The following is a 20,830-nucleotide window of genomic DNA, read 5'->3' as shown; positions in this document are numbered from 1 at the left end:
GGATGTGCAGCGATATCTCCGGCACGCAGGCGGAAGGCGGGCTGATGTTCGCCTTTGGCCCCCCGCGCCGGCCACGCCGGCCCAGCCTCACGCCGATGATCGACGTGGTCTTCCTGCTGCTCGTCTTCTTCATGCTGGCAGCACGGTTCGGGCAGGAGGGCGGGATCGCTCTCGACACCGGCGGGCAGGGCGCGGCCTGGTCCGGGCCGCCGCGGCTGGTGGAGATCGGGGCGGAGACGCTCAGGCTGAACGGCGTGGCGCTGGCGCGCCCGGCGCTGTTGGCACGGCTGGAGGGGCTCACCGAAACCGCTTCCGACCCGGTGGTGCTGCGGCCCGCGCCGGAGGTCAGCCTGCAACGCCTCGTCGATGTGATGGAGGCGCTGCGCTCCGCCGGTCACACGCGGCTTCTGATGGTGGAGTAGGCGCGATGGATTTCGGCCCCGCCCCGCAGACCCGCCCGCGCGAGAACATCGTGCCGATGATCAACGTGGTCTTCCTGCTGCTGATCTTCTTCCTGATGACGGCCGAGATCGCGCCGCCGCCGCCGGTCGAAGTCACGCCGCCCCGCGCCGATGCCCCCGCAGCCGGGGCGGAGGCCGGGACGGTCCTGCATCTCGCCGCCGACGGGAGCCTTGCCTATGGTGCTGCGCGCGGCCTGGCGGTCTTCGCTGCGCTGGCCACCCGGCCGCGCGACGCCGGGCCGCTGCGGCTACGGGCCGATGCGGGCGTCGCGGCCTCGCATGTCGCGGCGCTGTTGCCGCGGCTGGCGGCGGCCGGTCAGGACCGGGTGGAGCTTGTGACGGTGGCGCGATGAGACAGGCACTGGAGATGCTGGGCTTCCTGTCGCTCGCCGCCGGGCTGCACGTTGCCATCTTCGCGGTGAACGCGCCCGATCCCGGCGCGTCGCGGCAGGGCGCGGGCGCGGGCGGGCAGGCGAGCGCGAGCCTGGGCGCTGCGCCCCCGGATGTGGCGCGCGCGGTGTCGGAATGGGCGCGCCCGCCCGAGGTTGCCGAGAGGGTAGACCATGCGGCCGCCCCGGTGCCCGACCGGCTGCCCGAGACGCTTCCGCGCGCCGACAGAGTAGCGGTGCTGAGCCGTGATGCGCCGGTGCCCGATACGCCCCGACCGCCGCGCGCCGATCCGCCAGTGCCACCCGCCCGCGCACCCTTGCCCCTGCTGCCGGACACTCCGACGCAAGGCCCGCAGCCCGAAGCCGCTGTGGCCCCGGACATACCGGAGCAGAGAGCCCCGCCCGAGCCCGCTGCCCGCCGCGCGCCCGATCCGGCCGTCGTCCAGCCGCCGGAGCCTGCGCCCGCGCCCCCCGAGCCGCCGGTCGATCTGCGCCACGCCGACGCGGATACGCTGCGCCCACGCGCGCGCCCTGATGCGTCGGAGGCCGCGTCGCAACCCGCCGCCGCCGCGCCGCAACGCGCGGCGGGTAAGGGACGCGGCCAAACCGCGGCCACGCCGGCACCGGCCGCCGAGCCGGGCCTCACGAGCGGCGCTCGGCGCACACTGATCGCGGAATGGGGCGGACAAATCCGCGCCCGGATCGAACGCAGCAAGCGGCAGGTCAGGGGAATGTCCGGCCGCGTGGTGGTGGAGCTTGTCGTGGCGCGCGACGGGGGCTTGCGCGCGGTGCGGGTCGTACAGGGCTCCGGCGATCCGCGGCTCGACGGCGTGGCGCTCGATGCGGTGCGCCGGGCCGGGCCGTTCCCTCCGGCGCCCGACGGGCTGCCGGGTGCCGCGCATCCGTTCCGCCTGCCGATCCGCTTCGCGCGCTGACGCCCGGTGCGGCTCAGCCGTAGGGATTGCGCGGGCCGCGATCCTCCGACAGGCTGTCGCGGCTGCGCTCGGTCAGCGCCGCGACCGCGTCGGCCAGATGGACGTCCTGGATATGGCTGTCGCCGCGCGCCACGCGGATACGGTGTGCCTCCATCAGCACGTCCGCATGGCTCGCGCCCGCGGGCGGGGTGAACCGGTAGCAGGCCAGTTCCAGCAGCAGCCCCAGCGGGTCGCGGAAATAGAGCGAATCCATGAAGCCGCGATCCTTGGGGCCGGAATGGCGGATGCCGCGGGCCTCCAGCCGCTCGATGGCCTGCGTGAAGCTCGCCCGGCTGACCGCGAAGGCAAGGTGATGCAGCGCGCCAGTGTCCTGCGGGACGGCGGTGCCACCCGGCTTGCGCGCGTCGTCGCAGAAGACGGTGATCAGCCGCCCATCGCCGGGGTCGAAATAGAGATGGCTTTCGGAGCGGCGGTCGAGGTTGGGTTGTTCGAAGATGAAGGGCATCCCCAGCACGCCTTCCCAGAAGTCGATGCTGGTCTGCCGGTCCGCGCCCACCAGCGTGATATGGTGGACGCCCTGAACCTGTATCTTGCGCATGCCGTCCTCCATCTGGTCAGAGCCTGTCGCGCAGGGCATACCATGTCATCGCCAGCGCCAGAAGGGGGCTGCGCAGCGCTCGCCCGCCAGGAAAGCGCGGGCAGGGCAGGCGCGCCATCACGTCGAAGCGGCCGGCTTGTCCGGCGACCGCCTCGGCCATGACCTGGCCTGCCAGGGTGGCCATCGCGACGCCGTGGCCCGAATAACCGCCCGCCGACAGAATGTTACTGCGCAGCCGGGCCAGATGCGGCAGGCGCCGCATGGTGATCGCCAGTGTCCCGCCCCAGGCATGCGTGATGCGGGTGCCGCGAAGCTGCGGGAAGACCTCCAGCATTGGCTTGCGGACCGTCGCGGCGATGTCGCTTGGGAAGCGGTAGCCGTAGCTCTCGCCGCCGCCGAAGAGCAGCCGGTGATCGGGGGAGAGGCGGAAATAGTTGATGACGAAGCGCGAATCGCCGATCGCGTGGTTGTCGCGGATCAGCGCCGCCGCGCGCTCGGCGCCCAGCGGCTCGGTCGCGGCGACGAAATTGTTGATCGGCATCACGCGGGCGGCCACGCGCGGCGCGAGCCCGCCCAGATAGCCGTTGCAGCCCAGGACCAGATGCCCGGCGGTCACGGTGGCGCCGCCCTCGGTGCGGATGCGGAGCGGCGCGCCCTCCTCGATCCCGCTCACCCGGCTCTGCTCGAATATCCGTACCCCCGCCGCGCGGGCCGCGCGCGCCAGCCCCAGCGCATATTTCAGCGGGTTCAGATGGCCCGAACCCATGTCGAGCGATCCGCCGTGATAGCCCGGCGAACCGACCAGATCGCGGATCTCCGCCCGGTCGAGCGGCCGGACCTTGTCATAGCCATAGTCGCGGGCGAGCTTCTCGGCATAGGCGTGGCTATGGGCTACGAACCGGGCGCGGTGATCGGCATGGATGACGCCGGGCGCATAGTCGCAGTCGATACCATGCGCGGCGCAGAGCGCATGCACCAGTTCGACCGATTGCAGCCCGAGTTCCCAGAGCCGGCGGGCCTCGTCCCGCCCGAGACTGCGTTCCAGCGCGTCCTGCTCCACCCGCTGTCCGACATTGACCTGCCCGCCATTGCGCCCCGAGGCGCCCCAGCCCGCGCGATTGGCCTCCAGCAGCACCACGTCGAGGCCCGCCTGCGCCAGATGCAGCGCCGCCGAGAGCCCGGTATAGCCGCCGCCCACGACGCAGACATCGCAGGCGACAGCACCTTGCGCGGCCGGGGCGGGGGGCGGCAGGTCCACCGTGGTCGCGTACCAGCTTTCCGGGTAGCGGCCGGGCCGGTCGTTGACGGTCAGGATGTCCACGCGCGCCCCCTTCCTGCGGCCTGCGCGGGCCGGGTCAGCCCGCGGTCATCAGCCCTTCGGCCTTCAGCCAGGCATGGGTTTCGTCCAGCGATTTCACCGCGCGATCGATCAGCGTGTCGATATCGCCGCGCGTCAGGATCAGCGGCGGCGAGACGATCATGCTGTCGCGCACGTTGCGCATCACCAGCCCGTTCTCGAAACAGGTCTCGCGGGTGCGCAGCCCGACCTGGCCCACCGGTGTGCTGAACGGCGCGCGCGCGGATTTGTCGGGCGTCAGTTCCACCGCCGCCAGCATGCCCTTGCAGCGCGCCTCGCCCACGATGGGGTGATCGGCGAGCTGCGCCCATTTCTCGGCCAGGTAGGGTGCGGCCACGTCGCGGGCATGGTCCACGATCCCGTCTTCCTCCAGGATCCGCAGGTTCTCCAGTGCCACCGCGGCGGCGACAGGGTGCCCGGAATAGGTGTAGCCGTGGTAGAACTCGCCCATCGCGTTGATCGTCTCCGCCACCTCGTCGGACACGACCGAGCCGCCGATCGGCGCGTAGCCGGAGCTCAGCCCCTTGGCGATGGTCATGATGTCGGGGCGGATCGCGTAGGTTTCCGAGCCGAACCAATTGCCGGTGCGCCCGAAGCCGCAGATCACCTCGTCGGCGATCAGCAGGATGTCATGGGCGTCGCAGATGCGCTGGATCTCGGGCCAGTATGTCTCGGGCGGCACGATCACCCCGCCGGCGCCCTGGATCGGCTCGGCGATGAAGGCCGCGACATTCTCCTCGCCCAGCCGCGCGATCTCCTCCTCCAGGAGCCGCGCGCGCTGAAGCCCGAATTCGGCCGGGTCGGTGTCGCCGCCCTCGCCGTACCAGTAGGGCTGGTCGATATGCACGATGTCGGGAATGGGCAGGCCGCCCTGGCCGTGCATCGCCTGCATTCCGCCCAGCGAGGCGGAGCCCATCGAGGAGCCGTGATAGGCGTTCTTGCGGCTGATGAAGATGCGCTTCTCGGGCTTGCCCTTGGCCGCCCAGTAGCTGCGCACCAGGCGCAGGTTGGTGTCGTTGGCCTCCGAGCCGGAGCCGGCGAAGAAAGTGTGGTTCAGCCCCTCCGGCATCAATTCGGCCAGCCGCTTGGCCAACGCGATCACCGGCGGATGGGCGGTCTGGAAGAAGGTGTTGTAATAGGGCAGATCGCGCATCTGGCGGGCGGCGACATCGGCCAGCTCGTTGCGCCCGTAGCCGATATTCACGCACCAGAGCCCGGCCATGCCGTCGAGATACTGCTTGCCGTCGGAATCGGTCAGCGTGACGCCCTCGGCGCGGGTGATGACGCGCGTGCCCTTGGCGTTGAGCGCGTCGCCATGGGTGAAGGGATGCAGGTGATGGGCCGCGTCCGTGGCCTGCATTTCGGCGGTGGGCGGGTGGTTGGCGCGAATGTTCATGGAAGATCTCCCCGATCGGCGCATGCGTGGATTGCGCGCGCGATGATACGCCTCCCGGCGAAAGGGTCAATCGGATTTGATCAAATTTTCATCGGTGCGCATCCCGTCGCGCATCAGCGTGAAACCCTGGCGGATATCGGCGGCGATGGCGCGGGCCGCGGCACCGGCGTCGCCCTGGGCCAGCGCCGCCAGCGTCTCCTTGTGCCGGTCGGCCATGCGCCCGGTGCCGAAGCGTCCGCAGATCACCCGGCCGAGCGGTCCGTATTGCAGCCAGAGCGCCTCGGCAATCGGCAGGAGAACCTGCGCATTCGCCGCCCGGTAGAGCGTGAAGTGGAACCGGTAGTTCTGGCGCATGTAGCCCGGTGTGTCGCCGGCACGGATGGCGCTGTCCAGCGCCGCGTCGGCGTCCTGAAGCGCCTTCATTTCGGTGTGTCCGACCTTCGGAGTGGCCATTTCCGCGAGCCGCGGCTCAATTGCCAGGCGCGCGAATTCCAGCTCGTCCAGCCGTCCGGCATCAAGCACCGGCACCACGATGCGCCGGTTGCCCAGCCGTTCCAGCGCGCCCTCCGCGCCCAGCCTCCGCACCGCCTCGCGCACGGGGGTGGTGGAGACGCCCATCCGGTCCACCAGACCGTGCAGCGTCACCGGCTGGCCGGGCGCCAGGTCGCCGAAGAGGATCATGTCGCGGATGCGGGCATAGATGACTTCATGCGCGGGCGTGCGGGGCGTGGACATGTCCCAAGATTGCCTTGTGCCCATCGCGCTGACAAGAAAAAATGATCAAAAATGACGTGACGGATTTTCACCCATTGCCTGAAGAACCTTAAGGCGGCGCGGGGCGGCGGCGCGTTGGTGTTGGCGCGGCCCGCCCGCTAGGATGGCGGCGACTCAGGCAGGATGGTTTCGACATGGATCACGGATACGCGTTTCCGCCCGGCGGGCACCCGGACCAGACCACGCTTCTGACCGGCCGCGCGGTCTTTACCGAGGCCTATGCGGTGATCCCGCGGGGCACGATGCGCGATATCGTCACCTCGCGCCTGCCGCATTGGGACGGGTGCCGCGCCTGGGTGCTGGCGCGGCCGCTCTCGGGCTTTGCCGAGACCTTCGCGCAGCTCGCGGTCGAACTGGAACCCGGCGGCGGCTCCGACCGGCCGGAGCCCGACGCGGGGGCCGAGAGCGTGATCTTCGTGACGGGTGGCGCACTGAGCCTGCGAATCGCCGGAAGCGCGCATGACCTGGCGCCGGGCGGGTTCGCCTATCTGCCGCCGGGGGCCGACTGGCAGGTGACGAATCCGGGGCCGGGCACGGCGCGCTTTCACTGGATACGCAAACGCTACGAGCCGGTGGAAGGGCTGGACGCCCCCGATCCGGTTATCACCAGCGATGCCGATGTGGCGCCCGACCCGATGCCCGACACTGACGGGCGCTGGGCCACGACGCGCTTCGTCGATCCCGCCGACATGCGTCACGACATGGCGGTGACGGTCGTCACTTTCCAGCCCGGCGCGGCGATTCCCTTCGCCGAGACGCATGTGATGGAACACGGGCTCTATGTGCTGGAGGGCAAGGCGGTCTACCGGCTCAACGCCGACTGGGTGGAGGTGGAGGCCGGCGATTTCATGTGGCTGCGCGCCTTCTGCCCGCAAGCCTGCTATGCCGGCGGTCCGGGGCCGTTCCGCTACCTGCTTTACAAGGACGTGAACCGGCATCCGCGTCTGGCGCTCTGAGGCCGGTCACGCCGGGCGCGCGGCCGGCGTGATGCCCCCGATGCTGGCGGTAACCTGGCGCGCGGCTTCGCGCACCTCGCCGCCCATTCGAGCGGCGGCCTCCGGTGTCATGCGGCTGACCGGGCCGGAAACCGAGATGCCGGCGACCGGCTCCCCCGTGGCGTCGAAGATCGGCGCGGCGACGCAGCGCATCCCGTCGGTGCGTTCCTCGTTGTCGAGCGCGTAGCCCCGCGCCGCGATGGCGCGCAGGTCCGCGACCAGCGCCTCCCGGCCGGTCAGCGTGTGATCCGTGAAACGGTCCAGCGCCATGCGTGCCAGCAGCCGGTCCAGCCGGTCCTGCGGGAAATGCGCCAGCAGCGCCTTGCCTATGCCCGAGGCGTGCATCGGGCTCTCGGTGCCGGGCGGGAAGAAGGCGCGGATGGTCTCATGCGTCTCGACCTGGCTGACGAAGAGCACATGCGCGCCGCGTGCCACGCCCAGATTGGCGGTCTCGCCCGTGGCCTCCATCAGCCAGCGCATCACCGGGCGGGCGCGCTCCACCACCGAAGAGCGGCGCAGGAAGGCCGAGCCGATGCGATAGGCGCCGGGGCCGACATGCCAGGTCTGGCTGGCCTCGTCGAGTTCCGCGATCTCGTGGCCCTGAAGGGTGATGAGCACCCGATAGAGCGTTGCGGGCGACTGGTCGAGCCGCGACGCAAGCTCCGACAGAGCCGCGCCTTCGGAGGTCGAGAGCGCCTCCAGAATGGTCATGGCGCGGTCGAGCGCGCGGATCGTGTTCTGCTCGGTCCGGTCGTGGAAGGCGCGGGGGCGGCCGCGTTTGCGTTCAGCCATGGGATCGGCCTGCGGGGTTGGATTCGGGTCGCAAAAATGTAAACCGAAAAACGTTTTTGTCATATGAAAAACGCAACCAACTGAGATCACGATGTTTTTCATATTTTTCATGATGCGGATTATATTTTCAAAAAAATTTACTCTTCGCGCTGGCGGGCCTATCTTCCCGGCATCCATCATTGGAGGGCAATCCCCATGAGTTTTCAGAACCCGGTCTTCATCCCCGGCCCGACCAACATACCCGAGGCGATCCGCAAGGAAGTGTCGATGCCCACCATCGACCACCGTTCGGCGCTCTTCGGCGATATCCTGCATCCCGCGCGCGACGGCGTGCGCAAGATCCTCAAGAGCCGCGAGGCGGAGGTCTTCATCTTCCCCTCCACCGGCACCGGCGGCTGGGAGACGGCGATCACCAATACGCTGTCGCCCGGCGACAAGGTTCTGGTGGGGCGCAACGGCATGTTCAGCCACCGCTGGATCGACATGTGCCAGCGCCACGGGCTGGAGGTGCAGGTGATCGACGCGCCCTGGGGCGCGGGCCTGCCATCCGAGGGCTATGCCGAGGCGCTGGCCGCCGACACGGGCCATGCCATCAAGGCCGTCCTGGCTACCCATAACGAGACGGCGACCGGCGTGCGCTCGGACATCGCGGCGATCCGCCGGGCGCTCGACGCGGCCGGGCATCCCGCGCTCCTGCTGGTCGACGGGGTCAGTTCCATCGCCTCGATGGATTTCCGGATGGACGAGTGGGGCGTGGACATTGCCGTGGCCGGCAGCCAGAAGGGCTTCATGCTGCCCGCGGGGCTGGCGATCACCGGCTTTTCGCCGAAAGCAATGGCGGCGGTGGAGACGGCGAAGCTGCCGCGCACCTTCTTCGACATTCGCGACATGGCCCGCAGCTACGGCTCGGGCGGCTATCCCTACACGCCCGCGGTCGGGCTGATGGCCGGGCTGAAGCTGGCCTGCGACATGCTGCTGGAGGAGGGGCTGGAGACGGTCTTTGCCCGGCATTACCGGATCGCCGAAGGGGTCCGGTCGGCGACGCGGGCCTGGGGGCTGGAACTTTGCGCGCAATCGCCCGATCTCTATTCCGACACGGTCAGCGCGATCCGCACCCCCGCCGGGTTCGACGCCACCAGGATCGTCACCCATGCCGCCGATAAATACGGCGTCGCCTTCGGCGTCGGGCTGGGCGAGGTCGCGGGCAAGGTCTTCCGCATCGGCCATCTTGGCAGCATGACCGATGTCATGGCACTGTCGGGCATCGCCACCGCCGAAATGGTGATGGCGGATCTGGGGCTCGACGTCACCTTGGGCTCCGGCGTCGCCGCGGCGCAGGACTACTATCGCAGCCACGACCTGAGCGAGAGCAAGGCGGCCGCGTGATGAAGGATGCAAGCGAGATGTACATACCCACGTTTCAGGACATGCTCGATGCCCATGAGCGCATCAAGCCCTATATCCATCGCACCCCGGTGCTGACCTCGTCCTTCCTGAACGACCTGACGGGCGCCGATCTCTACTTCAAATGCGAGAATTTCCAGAAGGCCGGCGCCTTCAAGGTGCGCGGCGCCTCCAACGCGGTCTTCGGGCTGGACGAGGAGAAGGCGAAGAGGGGCGTGGCCACGCATTCCAGCGGCAACCACGCGCTGTCGCTCTCCTATGCCGCGGGGCGCCGCGGCATCCCCTGCCATGTGGTGATGCCCCACAGCGCCCCGAAGGCGAAGAAGGATGCGGTGCGCGGCTATGGCGGGGAGATCACTGAATGCGAGCCCTCCACCTCCTCGCGCGAGGCGGTGTTTGCCGAGGTCCAGGAACGGACTGGCGCCGATTTCGTGCATCCCTATAACGATCCGCGGGTGATCGCCGGGCAGGGCACCTGTTCGCGCGAGTTGATGGAGCAGATCGAGGGGCTCGACATCGTGATCGCCCCGATCGGCGGCGGCGGCATGGTCTCGGGCACCTGCCTGACCCTGTCGAACCTGGCGCCGGAGGTGAATATCTATGCCGCCGAGCCGGAACAGGCGGATGACGCGGCACGCAGCCTGCATGCGGGCCACATCATCGCCGACGATGCGCCCGAGACCGTGGCCGACGGGCTGAAAGTGCCGCTCAAGGATCTGACATGGCATTTCGTGTCGAACCATGTCACGGATATCCTGACCGCGTCCGAACAGGAAATCATCGACGCGATGCGCCTGACCTGGGCGCGCATGAAGATCGTCATGGAGGCAAGCAGCGCCGTGCCGCTGGCCACCATCATCAGGAACCCCGATATCTTTGCCGGCAAGCGCGTGGGAGTTATCATCACCGGCGGCAATGTCGATCTGGGCAAGCTGCCCTGGACCCAGGGCTGAGAGGAGCAAGAACATGACTGCACATCAGAACATCAAAGAGCTTGAAGTGGGCTTCGACGTGCCCGCGCTTCCCGGAATGGACGAGGCGGATATCCAGACGCCTTGCCTGGTGCTCGACCTCGACGCGCTGGAACACAACATCAGGAAGATGGGCGATTGGGCCAAGGGACACGGCGTGCGCCACCGGGTGCATGGCAAGATGCACAAATCGGTGGACGTGGCGCTTCTGCAGGAAAAGCTCGGCGGCTCCTGCGGGGTGTGCTGCCAGAAGGTCAGCGAGGCCGAGGTTTTTGCGCGCGGCGGCATCAAGGACGTGCTGGTCTCCAACCAGGTGCGCGACCCGGCGAAGATCGACCGGCTGGCGCGCATGCCCAAGCTGGGCGCGCGGACAATCTGTTGTGTCGACGATCCGGCGAATGTGGCTGATCTCTCGTCCGCCGCGCAGAAGCACGGGACCGAGATCGAATGCCTGGTGGAGATCGATTGCGGCGCCGGGCGCTGCGGCGTGACCACGACACCTGAAGTGGTGGAAATTGCCAAGGCGATCGACGCCGCGCCGGGGCTCAAATTCGCGGGCATCCAGGCCTACCAGGGCGCGATGCAGCACATGGACAAATACGAAGACCGCAAGGCCAAGATCGACGTGGCTGTGGCGATGGTGAAAGACGCAGTCGATGCGCTGAAGGCCGAGGGGTTGGAGTGCGACATCGTCGGCGGCGGCGGCACCGGGAGTTACTATTTCGAGGGCACGTCGGGTGTCTATAACGAGCTTCAATGCGGCTCCTACGCCTTCATGGATGCCGATTACGGCCGCATCCTCGACAAGGACGGCAAGCGCATCGACCGGGGCGAATGGGAGAATGCGCTCTTCATCCTGACGAGCGTGATGAGCCACGCCAAACCCGACAAGGCCATCGTCGATGCGGGCCTCAAGGCACAATCGGTCGATAGCGGCCTGCCGGTGGTCTTCGGGCGCGACGATGTCGAATATGTCAAATGCTCGGACGAGCACGGCGTCGTGGCCGATCCGGAGGGCGTTCTGAAGATCAACGAAAAGCTGCGGCTGGTTCCGGGGCATTGCGACCCGACCTGCAATGTCCATGACTGGTATGTGGGCGTGCGCGGCGGCAAGGTGGAGACGCTCTGGCCGGTCTCCGCGCGTGGCAGGGCCTATTGAGAGCAGGGGGGCGCTGCCCCCCTGGCCCCCGGGATATTTGAAGCAAGAAGAAGGAGGCCGGGTGCATGCTGATTGTTCCCGAAGCAGAGATCGGCGGGCTGGTCACGGCCGAGGACGCCTTTGCCGCGGTCGAGGGCGTCTTCGGCGCGATGGCGCGGGGCGAGGCCTATAATTTCCCGGTGATCCGCGAGGATATCGGCCATGCCGGCGCCCTTTACGGCTTCAAGTCTGGCTTCGACCGGGCCGGCATGGTGATGGGGCTCAAATCCGGCGGCTACTGGCCGGGGAATGCCGAGAAGGGGTTGACCAACCACCAGTCCACGGTCGTGCTTTTCGATCCCGACACGGGCCGGGCGCATGCGCTGGTGGGCGGCAACCTTCTGACCGCGCTTCGCACCGCGGCGGCCTCGGCGATCTCGATCAGGCATCTGGCGCGCAAGGACGCGAAAGTGCTGGGCATGGTTGGTGCGGGCCACCAGTCGGCCTTCCAGATGCGCGCGGCGGCGGCGCAACGCAACTTCGAGCGGGTGGTCGGCTGGAACTTCCATCCCGAGATGCTGGGCCGTCTGGAGGAGACCGCGGCGGAGCTGGGGCTGCCTTACGAATCGGTCGATCTGGACCGGATGGGAGCGGAGGCGGATGTGATCGTCACCATCACCTCGAGTTTCGAGCCGATCCTGAAAGCGACCCAGATCAAGCCTGGCACCCACATGGCCTGCATGGGCACCGACACGAAGGGCAAGCAGGAGGTCGAGGCCGATCTGGTGGCCCGCGCCACCGTCTTCACCGACGAGGTGGCGCAGGCGGTGAGCATCGGCGAATGCCAGCACGCGGTGGCGGCGGGCAGCCTGAAGGAGGCGGCGATCACCGCCATCGGGAAGGTGATCAACGGCGATTATCCCGGCCGGACCTCCGACGAGGAGATCACGCTTTTCGACGGCACCGGCGTGGGGCTTCAGGATCTTGCGGTGGCGGCCAGGGCGGTGGAACTTGCGCGGGAGCGGGGGCTGGCCATCGAGGTCGATTTCTGAGACACCGGCTCAGCTGCAGCAATTCCGATGGACGGGTGCCCGGGCGCCCGTCCATTGCTCTGTCCGGAGGCAGGAAATGGCCAGACGCATCTTCATCAACGGGTTTGGCCGGATCGGCCGGTCGGTGCTGCGCGCCTGGGCGCAGGGCCGCGCCTGGCCGGAGCTGGAGATCACCGGGATCAACGACATCGCCGGGCTGGAAGCGGCGGCCTATCTCTTCGCCTATGACAGCGTCTTCGGGCGGTATCCGGGCCGGGTGGAGGAGGCCGAGGGCGCGCTCATCGTGGATGGGCGGCGGCTGGCCTTCACGGCGGAGCCCGACATGGCGGCGATGGATCTGGGCGGTGTTGACATCCTGATGGACTGTACCGGGCTTTCGACGCGGCGCGCGGCGGCGGCGCGCGGGCTGGCGGCGGGGGCGGGCCGGGTTCTGGTCTCGGGGCCCTGTCCGGACGCGGATTTCACCGTGGTTCTGGGCGCCAACGAGGCCGGGCTTTCGGCCGATCACCGGGTCGTCTCCAACGCGTCGTGCACCACCAATGCGCTGGCCCCGCTCGCGCGGCTGCTGGACGATGCCTTCGGGATCGAGACCGGCTTCATGACCACCACGCATTGCTATACCGGCAGCCAGCCGACGGTGGACAGCCCGACGGGCGACCTGGCGCGCTCGCGTGCGGCGGCGCTGTCGATGGTGCCGACCACCACCTCGGCCTCGCGGTTGACCGACCTGGTGCTGCCGCAACTGGCCGGCCGGATCGAGGGGGCGGCCGTGCGGGTGCCCACTGCCTCGGTCTCGGCCGTGGAACTGGTGGTGCAGTTGCGCGAGCGCATCGACGAGGCGCAGCTCAATGCGGTCTTCAGGGCGGCGGAAGGGCCGATCGTGGGGGTGACGGAAAAGCCGCTCGTCTCGTCCGACCTGCGCGCCATGCCGCAATCGGTGATCATGGCGCTGCCCGAGACCCGCGTGACGGGGGGCGGGCTCGTGCGGGTCTTCGGCTGGTACGACAACGAATGGGGCTATGCCAATCGGATGCTGGACGTGGCCGCCCGCTGGGGATGACGGCCACGCGGGCGGCTCAGAGCGTCAGCACCGTCGCACCGGTCGTCTTGCGGGCCTCCAGCGCGCGGTGCGCCTCGGCCACATCGGCCAGCGGGTAGCGCTGGTCGATGCGGATTTTCACCGCGCCGGATCCGACCTTTTCGAAAAGCTCGGCCGCCATCTGCTGGCAGGTCGCGTGATCGGCGATATGGGTGAAGAGCAAGGGACGGGTGATCTTGAGGGAACCCTTGGCGGCGAGCGTGCCCAGATCGACCGGCGGCACCTTGCCCGACGCATTGCCGAAGGAGATCATCATGCCCAGCGGGCGCAGGCTGTCGAGCGAGCCCTCGAACGTGTCCTTCCCGACCGCGTCCATGACCACGTCGGCGCCGCGCCCGTCGGTCAGCTCGCGCACACGGGCGGCGAAATCCTCGGTCCGGTAATTGATCATGTGGCTCGCGCCATGCGCGGTGGCGAGCGCGCATTTCTCGTCCGTCCCGGCGGTGCCGATCAGCGTGATGCCCGAAGCGCGCGCCCATTGGCAGGCGATGAGCCCGACCCCGCCCGCGGCGGCGTGGAAGAGCACCGTGTCGCCCGGTGAGATGGGCACCGTGCGGCGGAAGAGGTATTGCACCGTCAGCCCCTTGAGCATCATCGCCGCGCCGTCCTCGAAGGAGATGCCGTCGGGCAGGGGGCAGACCTGCGCGGCGGGCATGACGCGGGCTTCGGCATAGGCGCCCGGCGGCGTCGCGGCATAGGCCGCGCGGTCGCCGGGCTTCAGGTGGCTCACGCCATCGCCCACTGCCTCGATCACGCCCGCGGCCTCCATCCCGAGGGCGTGCGGAAGCTCGAGCGGGTAGAGCCCGGTGCGCTGGTAGATGTCGATGAAGTTCAGCCCGCAGGCTTCGTGCCGGATGCGGATCTCGCCCGGTCCCGGTGCGCCTACCGCGCGGTCTTCCAGCCGCAGAACCTCGGGGCCGCCGAACCTGTCGATCACGACGGTCTTTGCACTCTCGGTGGTCATGGCGTCTCCCTCCTTCGGCTCTCGGTCCGTGTTCTGGCCGACTATCGCGCCGGGTGGGCGGGATGTCGAGCGCGCTGGCGTCAGGCATAGGTCCGGCCGGCGATCGGCGTGGCCTCGATCCGGGTCCGGAGCCCGTCGAGCAGCGCCGACTCGGCGCGGTTCATGCGGGCCTGCGGGTTCCAGACCACATGCACGTCGATGGCCGGCATCTTCTCGTAGGGCGGCAATTGCCAGAGAAGCCCGTCCTCGATGTCGCGCCGCACCACATGCAGGGGCAGCGGGCCGATGCCCAGGCCCGCCACGATCATGCGGCGGACCTCCTCGAGATGGGCGGAGGTGCCGACGACGCGCTCCTCCAGTTCCGCCTCGGCGCGCATCATGGTCACGGGACGCAGCGCGTCCGACATGCGGTCGGTGACGAAACTGACCGAGGACTGCCCCGAGAGATCGGCCATGCGCAACCCCTCGCGCCCGAAAAGCGGATGGGACGGGCCACAGAACAGACCGAAGAATTCCCGGAAGAGCCGCAGGTAGTTCAGCCTCGGGCTGCGGTCGCGCACCAGGCAGACCGCCAGAGAGGCGCGCCGCGCGGTGACGGCGGCCAGCGCGTCGCGGGAGGCGGAGACGTCGATGGAGAGTGTGGCGTTGGGATGGGCGGCGTGGAAAGCGGTCAGCGTCTCGTCGAACAGCGGGCACACCACGTGGCTGGCCATCGCGATGCGCACATGCCCGCGCACCTGGTCGGAGACATCGCGCATCGCGGTGCCCAGCCGCAGGATCGCGCCGTGGATCTCCACCGCTTCGCCGTAGAGCAGCTTGCCCGCCTCGGTCAGCCGGAAATGCCCCGGCCCGCGCTCGATCAGGCGCTTTTCCAGCCGCTCCTCCAACCGTTTGAGCGCCGCGGACATGGTGGGCTGGGTCAGGCCCAGCCGGTCGGCGGCGGCGGTGACGGACCCCGCTTCGGCCAGCACGACGAAGCTGCGCAGGAGATTCCAGTCCAGCTCCCGCGCGAGCCGTTCGTTCACTTCGGTGCGGGGAATCTCAACCATAGATCACCTCTATAATGACAATTCCAATTATCTATTTGATTTATGTTTGCCCACTTGCAACCCTTCACGCAACTGTGAAACTTGGGGGATAGCCACAATGTCGGTCGAGGCGCGGGAAGCGCGACAACCCTGGATCCTGCTTTCGCCGGCACTGGGCGCGGTGACATTGCTGCTCTTCGTGCCGCTGGCCTTCATCCTGGTCTATTCCTTCTGGCTGCGCACCGCGACGGGGGCCGATCAGGTCGGCTTCTACCTCGAAAACTGGCGCGAGGCGCTGAGCGACGCCTTCTACCGCGACATCCTGATCAACACGCTGAAGATCGCCGCAATCACCACGATCGTCTGCGCGCTGATGGGCTATCCGGCGGCTTATTTCATCGCCAGATCGAAGGGCAACAAGGCGATCCTGTTGCTCCTGCTGATGCTGCCCTTCTGGATCAGCTACATCATCCGGACAATGAGCTGGATCAACATCCTGGGCGTCTCGGGCGCCTTCAACTCGGCGCTGATGACGTTGGGCGTGATCTCCGAGCCGATCCAGATGCTCTATAACGAGACCACGGTCATCCTGGGCCTGGTGCATTTCCTGCTGCCCTTCATGGTGCTCAACGTCTTCGTCAGCCTCGAAGGCATCGACACCAATCTGGAGGACGCCGCCAATTCGCTGGGCGCCACGAAATGGCAGAGCTTCCTGCAGGTCACGCTGCCCCTGTCGCTGCCGGGTCTGGCGGCGGGCGGGCTGCTTTGCTTCGTGCTGGGGGCGGGCACCTATATCACGCCCATCGTGCTGGGCGGACCCACAGACGCGATGTTCGCCAACCTGGTCTTCGAGGCGATCATCACCCAGCTCAACTGGCCGCTGGGCAGCGCGCTGAGCCTGATGCTGCTGGCCGTCCTCGGCACGCTGGTGCTGATCTACAACCGCTATCTGGGCATGGCGCAACTGATGAAGGGGCTGGGCTGATGGGCTGGAACCTGATCCGCACCTGGACCCTGCTGGTCTATCTCTTCATGTTCCTGCCCGTCGCGGTAGTGGTGTTGCTGAGTTTCAACGCCTCGCAATTCGGCTCTTTCCCGATGACCGGGTTCTCGCTGCGATGGTTCATCGAACTGTCCCAGAACGAGGCGATCCTGCGCGCGTTTCGCACCTCCATCGTGCTGGGGCTGATGACCGCGACCATCTCCACCACGTTGGGGGTGCTGGCGAGCCTCGCGCTGGTGCGCTACCGGGTGCCGGGGGCCAACGTGATCTCCACACTCCTGATCGCGCCGATCCTGGTGCCCGAGGTGGTGCTGGCCGTGGCGTTGCTGCTCTTCCTGAATTTCATGAGCATAAACAAGAGCTTCACCCTGCTTCTGGCAGGTCACGTGATCTTCACGCTGCCCTTCGTCATCCTGGTGGTGCAGGCGCGGCTGGTGTCGATCCGCCGCGATGTGGAGGAGGCTGCGATGAGCCTGGGCGCGAGCCCGAGGCAGACCTTCTTTCAGATCACGCTGCCGCTGATGCTGCCCGCGGTGCTGGCCGGCGCGCTCTTTGCCTTCACGATCAGCTTCGACGACATCACCGGCACGCTGTTCTGGAAACCCGGCGGGGTGGAGACGGTGCCGACGCAGATCTTCGCGATGCTGCGCAACTCCATTTCGCCCGAGATCAACGCCCTGGGCACGGTCATGATCCTGCTGACCGTCGGCCTGCCCCTGCTGGGGCTTGCGATCGCCCGGAGCGCGTCAACCAAGCGCGGCAGCTGAGAACCGCGCCAGAAACCAACGAAACCGACAAGGAGAGTCACATGAAAAAGATGGATAATACAACACGCTACGAGCGACTTCGCGAACGCTACATGAACGGCGACCTGGACCGGCGGTCCTTCCTGGGCCTGATCGGCGCCGCGGGGCTGGCCTATGGCGTGCAGACGCCGTTCGCCAAATATGCCCATGCCGCGGTGGAGCAGGTCCGCTTCGACGGCTGGGGCGGCGTTGTCTCGGAAGCCTTCCGCGAACATGCCTTCGATCCCTACACCAAGGCCACCGGCATCAACGTGGTGGACGGCACGTTCGGCGGCGGCGACGAGTATCTGAGCCGCGTCAAGGCCAGTCAGGAGGGCGAATACAACATCGCGCACCTGTCGGGCGTCTTCGACTATGCCCGCTATCACAACCTGGGTCTGTCGAGCACCCTCAACGAGGACAACATCCCCAACCTCCAATACGTGATCCCCAAGCTCGTGGATGTGTTCCGCAAGGTGACCGACGGCAAGCTGAGCTGCGTGCCCTACGATTACGGCACCACGGGGCTGGCCTATAACCGCAAGCATATCTCCGACGAGGAGATGAAGGAGAAGGGCGCGAAGATCCTGATCGACGAGAAGCTCAAGGGCAAGATCGGCGGCTGGGGCGACTGGCGCACGCGGATCTGGTTCGGCTCGCTGCAGACGGATCAGGACCCGAACGGCGCCACCGACATGGAGGCCGTCTGGGACGCGATCCGCAAGCATCGCGACCTGAGCCTGAAATACTGGAGTTCCGGCGCCGAACTGATGAGCCTGCTGGCGGAAGAGGAAATCTATGTCACCGAGGGCTGGTCCGGCCGCATCTACGCGCTGCAGGAGCAAGGCCACGACATCGGCTACATGGATCCGCCCAACGGCTATGGCTGGCAGGAATGCCTCTTCGTCATCAAGGGCAGCCCGATGGAAGCCTGCGAGGAGTTGCTCAACTTCATGCTGGAGCCCGCGACCTCCATCGCGGTGGCCGAAGGGCAGAACTACCCGCCCGCGCTCGACCCGACCAAGGTGGAGCTGGGCGACAAGATCCCCACGCTTCCGGCCTTCGACCCGACCGGCACGCTCGACGGTCTGACCTTCGCCGATCCCGAGTACTGGAACGGCCACGAACAGGAATGGTCGAAGCAATTCGGCCGCGTGCAGAAGGGCTACTGAGCCTCTTCCGTCACGCAACCCCGTCCCGGCCGCCTGAGCCGGGGCGGGACCCATCCAATTTGATCCAGCCGCAGGAGGCCGCCCATGAGCGCCGTCACCCTGACCGATATTGTCAAGCGCTTCGGCGATTTCACCGCGGTGCATCGGATGTCGCTCGAAATCCCCGAGGGAAGTTTCCTGACCCTGCTGGGCCCGTCGGGCTGCGGCAAGACCACGACACTGCGCATGGTGGCGGGGCTTCTCGACCCGACCGAGGGCGAGATCCAGATCAAGGGCAAGCACGTCACGAATGTGCCGATCCACAAGCGCAATCTGGGCATCGTGTTCCAGAACTACGCGCTCTTCCCGCACAAGACCGTGGCCGACAACGTGGCCTTCGGGCTGCGTTACCGCGACGTGTCCGCGGAGGAGGCGAAGCGCCGCGTGAACGAGGCGCTGGAACTGGTGCAGCTTCCGAATGTGGGCGATCGCTATCCCAAGCAGCTTTCCGGTGGCCAGCAGCAACGCATCGCACTGGCCCGTGCCATCGTCATCGAACCCGATGTGCTGCTGCTCGACGAGCCGCTTTCGGCCCTCGATGCCAACCTGCGCGAGGACATGCGCGTGGAGCTCAAGCGCATCCAGCACCGGATCGGCGTAACCACGATCTTCGTCACCCACGACCAGTCCGAGGCGCTGGCCATGTCCGACCAGATCGTCGTCATGTCGGACGGCCGGGTGGAGCAGGTCGGCCCGCCCGAAGAGGTCTACAACACTCCGTCGAGCGAGTTCGTGGCGAATTTCCTGGGCGCCTCGAACATCCTGCCGGCCACCGCCGGGCAGGCGAGCGGCGACACCCTGCCCATCGAGGTCGGCGGCTTCGGCAGCATCGCCATCCCGCGCGACCGCGCGCCCGCGCTCAACGGCTCGGGCAAGGCGCGGCTCGTGGTGCGGGCCGAGAAGCTGCTGCTGACCCGTCCCGGCGATGCGCCCGCCGGTTCCATCTCCGTCGATGGCACGGTGGAGACGGTGGACTACCAGGGCCAGGCGGTGCGCTATTTCGTGCGCGTGGGCGACACCCAGTTGCAGGCCATCAACATGATCGACGGGCGGCCCTTCAACGAGGGCGACAGCGTCGCCGTGTCGTTGCGTCCGCGCGATTGCGCGGCGCTTCCGGAGGGCACATGATGGAGCCCAAAAGCCATCTCTTCTACCAGTCCCGGCGAAGGCGGCCGGTGCTCGATCAGGCGCGCGGCGTCTATATGTGGGACGTGGAGGGGCGGCGCTATCTCGACGGCTCCTCCGGCGCGATGGTCTGCAATATCGGTCATTCCAACCCCAATGTGCTGGCCGCGATGCGCGCCCAGATGGACAAGTCCACTTTCGGCTACCGCCTGCATTTCGAGACCGAACCGGCCGAGCGGCTGGCCGCCCGTACCGCCGCGCTGGCGCCCGAGGGGATGGAGAAGGTCTTCTTCGTCTCCGGCGGGTCGGAGGCGGTGGAAAGCGCGATCAAGCTGGCGCGGCAATACGCGCTGACCCAGGGCCAGGCGCAGCGCTGGAAGGTGATCTCGCGCTTTCCATCCTATCACGGCTGCACGCTGGGGGCGCTGGCGCTGACCGGCTATGCGCCGATGACCGCGCCCTTCGACCCGATGATGCGCCCGATGCCGAAAATCCCCGCGCCGCGGGCCTATCTCGATGGGCTGGACCCGGACGATCCGGCCACGGGGCGGCATTATGCGGACATGCTGGAGGCCCGCATTCAGGAGGAGGGGCCGGAGACCGTGCTGGCCTTCATCGTCGAACCGGTCGGCGGCGCCTCCACCGGGGCGCTGGTGCCGCCGGCGGGATATATGCAGAGAATCCGCGAAATTTGCGATACTTACGGTGTTCTCCTCATCCATGACGAGGTGATGTCGGGCGGCGGGCGCACCGGCACGTTCTTTGCCGCAGACCATTGGGGCGTGGCGCCCGACATCCTGGTCGTCTCCAAGGGCTTCGCGGCCGGCTACGCGCCCCTGGGCGCGATGGTCTCGCATGAGCGGCTGGTCGAGCCGGTGCTCGACGCGGGCGGGTTCATCCACGGCTTCACCTATGCCGGCAACCCGCTGGCCTGCGCCGCCGGGCTTGCCGTGCTCGAGGAGATCGAGGCGCAGGGCATGATGGAGAACGCCGCGCGCGTCGGGGCGGAGCTGAAGGCCGGTCTCGCCGCGCTCATGGACGACTATCCGATCGTGGGCGACGTGCGCGGCATGGGCCTGCTGCTGGCCTTCGAGCTTGTGGCCGACCGCGCGACGATGGCGCCGCTGCCGCGCCATCTGGGCGTCTTCGACCGGCTGGTGGAAATCGCCTATGGCAACGGGCTGATCATCTATTCGCGGCGCACCCGCGGCGGCTATGTGGGCGACCATTTCATGGTCTGCCCGCCGATGATCACCACCCCGGCGCAGGTCGAGGAAATCCTGGCCGGTCTGCGCAAGTCGCTCGACACCCTGATGGCGGAGATCGCGCCGGCGCTGGCGGCCGAGTGAACAG

The 20,830-nt window shown here is 67.8% G+C and carries 21 protein-coding genes; 14 read left to right on the top strand and 7 right to left on the bottom strand.

Annotated elements, in window-relative coordinates; all coding sequences use genetic code 11:
• Nucleotides 1-2 precede the first annotated feature (2 nt).
• From DDZ14_RS05570 to DDZ14_RS05560, 3 genes are read left to right on the top strand one after another with little or no spacing between them, the layout of a single operon-like run.
• Complete coding sequence (locus DDZ14_RS05570; protein ID WP_233252494.1) at nt 3-422, top strand: biopolymer transporter ExbD; 420 nt, start codon at nt 3-5, stop codon at nt 420-422.
• A gap of 5 nt (nt 423-427) precedes the next feature.
• Complete coding sequence (locus DDZ14_RS05565; protein ID WP_109423964.1) at nt 428-814, top strand: biopolymer transporter ExbD; 387 nt, start codon at nt 428-430, stop codon at nt 812-814.
• A complete protein-coding gene (locus DDZ14_RS05560; protein WP_109423963.1) occupies nt 811-1,785 on the top strand; it encodes an energy transducer TonB in 975 nt (324 codons plus the stop codon). The genes DDZ14_RS05565 and DDZ14_RS05560 overlap by 4 nt, the downstream gene beginning before the upstream one ends.
• Before the next feature lie 13 nt (nt 1,786-1,798).
• Here DDZ14_RS05560 and DDZ14_RS05555 read toward each other — a convergent pair whose 3' ends face one another.
• The 4 genes from DDZ14_RS05555 to DDZ14_RS05540 form a co-directional block, all read right to left on the bottom strand.
• Complete coding sequence (locus DDZ14_RS05555) at nt 1,799-2,383, bottom strand: VOC family protein (RefSeq protein ID WP_109424098.1); 585 nt, start codon at nt 2,381-2,383, stop codon at nt 1,799-1,801.
• Nucleotides 2,384-2,399: 16 nt separating this feature from the next.
• Complete coding sequence (locus tag DDZ14_RS05550; RefSeq protein WP_109423962.1) at nt 2,400-3,704, bottom strand: FAD-binding oxidoreductase; 1,305 nt, start codon at nt 3,702-3,704, stop codon at nt 2,400-2,402.
• 34 nt (nt 3,705-3,738) lie between these two features.
• Nucleotides 3,739-5,136 (bottom strand): aspartate aminotransferase family protein, encoded by a 1,398-nt coding sequence (locus tag DDZ14_RS05545; RefSeq protein WP_109423961.1) that lies wholly within the window; start codon nt 5,134-5,136, stop codon nt 3,739-3,741.
• A gap of 66 nt (nt 5,137-5,202) precedes the next feature.
• Nucleotides 5,203-5,871 (bottom strand): GntR family transcriptional regulator, encoded by a 669-nt coding sequence (locus DDZ14_RS05540; protein ID WP_109423960.1) that lies wholly within the window; start codon nt 5,869-5,871, stop codon nt 5,203-5,205.
• 173 nt (nt 5,872-6,044) lie between these two features.
• On the opposite strand from DDZ14_RS05540, the gene DDZ14_RS05535 reads away from it, so the two are divergent.
• Entirely contained in the window at nt 6,045-6,866 is an 822-nt protein-coding gene (locus DDZ14_RS05535; RefSeq protein WP_109423959.1) for a bifunctional allantoicase/(S)-ureidoglycine aminohydrolase, read from the top strand.
• A 6-nt stretch (nt 6,867-6,872) separates the two neighbouring features.
• Here DDZ14_RS05535 and bhcR read toward each other — a convergent pair whose 3' ends face one another.
• The gene (gene bhcR / locus DDZ14_RS05530; protein ID WP_109423958.1) at nt 6,873-7,697 is read right to left on the bottom strand and encodes an HTH-type transcriptional regulator BhcR; all 825 of its coding nucleotides are present in this window, start codon (nt 7,695-7,697) and stop codon (nt 6,873-6,875) included.
• Between the two features lie 195 nt (nt 7,698-7,892).
• On the opposite strand from bhcR, the gene bhcA reads away from it, so the two are divergent.
• The 5 genes from bhcA to DDZ14_RS05505 all read left to right on the top strand — a co-directional run bounded on the left by bhcA (nt 7,893) and on the right by DDZ14_RS05505 (nt 13,322).
• On the top strand, nt 7,893-9,083 hold the full coding sequence (bhcA, locus tag DDZ14_RS05525) for an L-aspartate--glyoxylate aminotransferase BhcA (protein WP_109423957.1): 1,191 nt from the start codon (nt 7,893-7,895) through the stop codon (nt 9,081-9,083).
• Entirely contained in the window at nt 9,083-10,054 is a 972-nt protein-coding gene (gene bhcB, locus DDZ14_RS05520) for a beta-hydroxyaspartate dehydratase BhcB (RefSeq protein WP_109423956.1), read from the top strand. The genes bhcA and bhcB overlap by 1 nt, the downstream gene beginning before the upstream one ends.
• Before the next feature lie 13 nt (nt 10,055-10,067).
• The gene (gene bhcC, locus DDZ14_RS05515; protein ID WP_109423955.1) at nt 10,068-11,231 is read left to right on the top strand and encodes a 3-hydroxy-D-aspartate aldolase BhcC; all 1,164 of its coding nucleotides are present in this window, start codon (nt 10,068-10,070) and stop codon (nt 11,229-11,231) included.
• Between the two features lie 65 nt (nt 11,232-11,296).
• The gene (bhcD, locus tag DDZ14_RS05510; RefSeq protein ID WP_109423954.1) at nt 11,297-12,262 is read left to right on the top strand and encodes an iminosuccinate reductase BhcD; all 966 of its coding nucleotides are present in this window, start codon (nt 11,297-11,299) and stop codon (nt 12,260-12,262) included.
• A gap of 76 nt (nt 12,263-12,338) precedes the next feature.
• A complete protein-coding gene (locus DDZ14_RS05505; RefSeq protein WP_109423953.1) occupies nt 12,339-13,322 on the top strand; it encodes a type I glyceraldehyde-3-phosphate dehydrogenase in 984 nt (327 codons plus the stop codon).
• A 16-nt stretch (nt 13,323-13,338) separates the two neighbouring features.
• On the opposite strand, the gene DDZ14_RS05500 is transcribed toward DDZ14_RS05505, so the two are convergent.
• Entirely contained in the window at nt 13,339-14,325 is a 987-nt protein-coding gene (locus DDZ14_RS05500; RefSeq protein WP_109423952.1) for a quinone oxidoreductase, read from the bottom strand.
• A gap of 80 nt (nt 14,326-14,405) precedes the next feature.
• Entirely contained in the window at nt 14,406-15,374 is a 969-nt protein-coding gene (locus DDZ14_RS05495; protein WP_109423951.1) for a LysR family transcriptional regulator, read from the bottom strand.
• Nucleotides 15,375-15,471: 97 nt separating this feature from the next.
• On the opposite strand from DDZ14_RS05495, the gene DDZ14_RS05490 reads away from it, so the two are divergent.
• The 5 genes from DDZ14_RS05490 to DDZ14_RS05470 all read left to right on the top strand — a co-directional run bounded on the left by DDZ14_RS05490 (nt 15,472) and on the right by DDZ14_RS05470 (nt 20,826).
• A complete protein-coding gene (locus tag DDZ14_RS05490) occupies nt 15,472-16,338 on the top strand; it encodes an ABC transporter permease (protein ID WP_109423950.1) in 867 nt (288 codons plus the stop codon).
• Entirely contained in the window at nt 16,338-17,123 is a 786-nt protein-coding gene (locus DDZ14_RS05485; protein WP_109423949.1) for an ABC transporter permease, read from the top strand. The genes DDZ14_RS05490 and DDZ14_RS05485 overlap by 1 nt, the downstream gene beginning before the upstream one ends.
• 50 nt (nt 17,124-17,173) lie before the next feature.
• Nucleotides 17,174-18,313, top strand: coding sequence for an extracellular solute-binding protein (locus tag DDZ14_RS05480; RefSeq protein WP_109423948.1), 1,140 nt, complete (start codon nt 17,174-17,176; stop codon nt 18,311-18,313).
• An 84-nt stretch (nt 18,314-18,397) separates the two neighbouring features.
• Nucleotides 18,398-19,480 (top strand): ABC transporter ATP-binding protein, encoded by a 1,083-nt coding sequence (locus tag DDZ14_RS05475; protein ID WP_109423947.1) that lies wholly within the window; start codon nt 18,398-18,400, stop codon nt 19,478-19,480.
• Nucleotides 19,477-20,826 carry an aspartate aminotransferase family protein gene (locus DDZ14_RS05470; RefSeq protein ID WP_109423946.1) on the top strand — a complete coding sequence of 450 codons (1,350 nt, stop codon included), beginning with the start codon at nt 19,477-19,479 and terminating at the stop codon, nt 20,824-20,826. Before DDZ14_RS05475 ends, DDZ14_RS05470 begins: the two co-directional genes overlap by 4 nt.
• The last annotated feature ends 4 nt before the right edge of the window (nt 20,827-20,830 follow it).

Source organism: Maritimibacter sp. 55A14 (assembly GCF_003122205.1).
In the GTDB taxonomy this organism is placed as follows: domain Bacteria; phylum Pseudomonadota; class Alphaproteobacteria; order Rhodobacterales; family Rhodobacteraceae; genus QEYE01.
Note: the sequence above shows the minus strand (reverse complement) of the source record. Positions and strands in the feature narration are given on the sequence as shown.

What these genes read in the sequence shown, in the direction of transcription:
- bhcC (WP_109423955.1), top strand. Translation starts at nt 10,068, where the DNA reads ATGACTGCACATCAGAACATCAAAGAGCTTGAAGTGGGCTTCGACGTG.
- bhcD (WP_109423954.1), top strand. Translation starts at nt 11,297, where the DNA reads ATGCTGATTGTTCCCGAAGCAGAGATCGGCGGGCTGGTCACGGCCGAG.
- DDZ14_RS05570 (WP_233252494.1), top strand. Translation starts at nt 3, where the DNA reads ATGTGCAGCGATATCTCCGGCACGCAGGCGGAAGGCGGGCTGATGTTC.
- DDZ14_RS05485 (WP_109423949.1), top strand. Translation starts at nt 16,338, where the DNA reads ATGGGCTGGAACCTGATCCGCACCTGGACCCTGCTGGTCTATCTCTTC.
- DDZ14_RS05500 (WP_109423952.1), bottom strand. Translation starts at nt 14,325, where the DNA reads ATGACCACCGAGAGTGCAAAGACCGTCGTGATCGACAGGTTCGGCGGC.
- DDZ14_RS05555 (WP_109424098.1), bottom strand. Translation starts at nt 2,383, where the DNA reads ATGCGCAAGATACAGGTTCAGGGCGTCCACCATATCACGCTGGTGGGC.
- DDZ14_RS05535 (WP_109423959.1), top strand. Translation starts at nt 6,045, where the DNA reads ATGGATCACGGATACGCGTTTCCGCCCGGCGGGCACCCGGACCAGACC.
- bhcA (WP_109423957.1), top strand. Translation starts at nt 7,893, where the DNA reads ATGAGTTTTCAGAACCCGGTCTTCATCCCCGGCCCGACCAACATACCC.
- DDZ14_RS05560 (WP_109423963.1), top strand. Translation starts at nt 811, where the DNA reads ATGAGACAGGCACTGGAGATGCTGGGCTTCCTGTCGCTCGCCGCCGGG.
- DDZ14_RS05540 (WP_109423960.1), bottom strand. Translation starts at nt 5,871, where the DNA reads ATGTCCACGCCCCGCACGCCCGCGCATGAAGTCATCTATGCCCGCATC.
- DDZ14_RS05495 (WP_109423951.1), bottom strand. Translation starts at nt 15,374, where the DNA reads ATGGTTGAGATTCCCCGCACCGAAGTGAACGAACGGCTCGCGCGGGAG.
- DDZ14_RS05505 (WP_109423953.1), top strand. Translation starts at nt 12,339, where the DNA reads ATGGCCAGACGCATCTTCATCAACGGGTTTGGCCGGATCGGCCGGTCG.
- DDZ14_RS05470 (WP_109423946.1), top strand. Translation starts at nt 19,477, where the DNA reads ATGATGGAGCCCAAAAGCCATCTCTTCTACCAGTCCCGGCGAAGGCGG.
- DDZ14_RS05475 (WP_109423947.1), top strand. Translation starts at nt 18,398, where the DNA reads ATGAGCGCCGTCACCCTGACCGATATTGTCAAGCGCTTCGGCGATTTC.
- bhcB (WP_109423956.1), top strand. Translation starts at nt 9,083, where the DNA reads ATGAAGGATGCAAGCGAGATGTACATACCCACGTTTCAGGACATGCTC.
- DDZ14_RS05490 (WP_109423950.1), top strand. Translation starts at nt 15,472, where the DNA reads ATGTCGGTCGAGGCGCGGGAAGCGCGACAACCCTGGATCCTGCTTTCG.
- bhcR (WP_109423958.1), bottom strand. Translation starts at nt 7,697, where the DNA reads ATGGCTGAACGCAAACGCGGCCGCCCCCGCGCCTTCCACGACCGGACC.
- DDZ14_RS05545 (WP_109423961.1), bottom strand. Translation starts at nt 5,136, where the DNA reads ATGAACATTCGCGCCAACCACCCGCCCACCGCCGAAATGCAGGCCACG.
- DDZ14_RS05480 (WP_109423948.1), top strand. Translation starts at nt 17,174, where the DNA reads ATGGATAATACAACACGCTACGAGCGACTTCGCGAACGCTACATGAAC.
- DDZ14_RS05565 (WP_109423964.1), top strand. Translation starts at nt 428, where the DNA reads ATGGATTTCGGCCCCGCCCCGCAGACCCGCCCGCGCGAGAACATCGTG.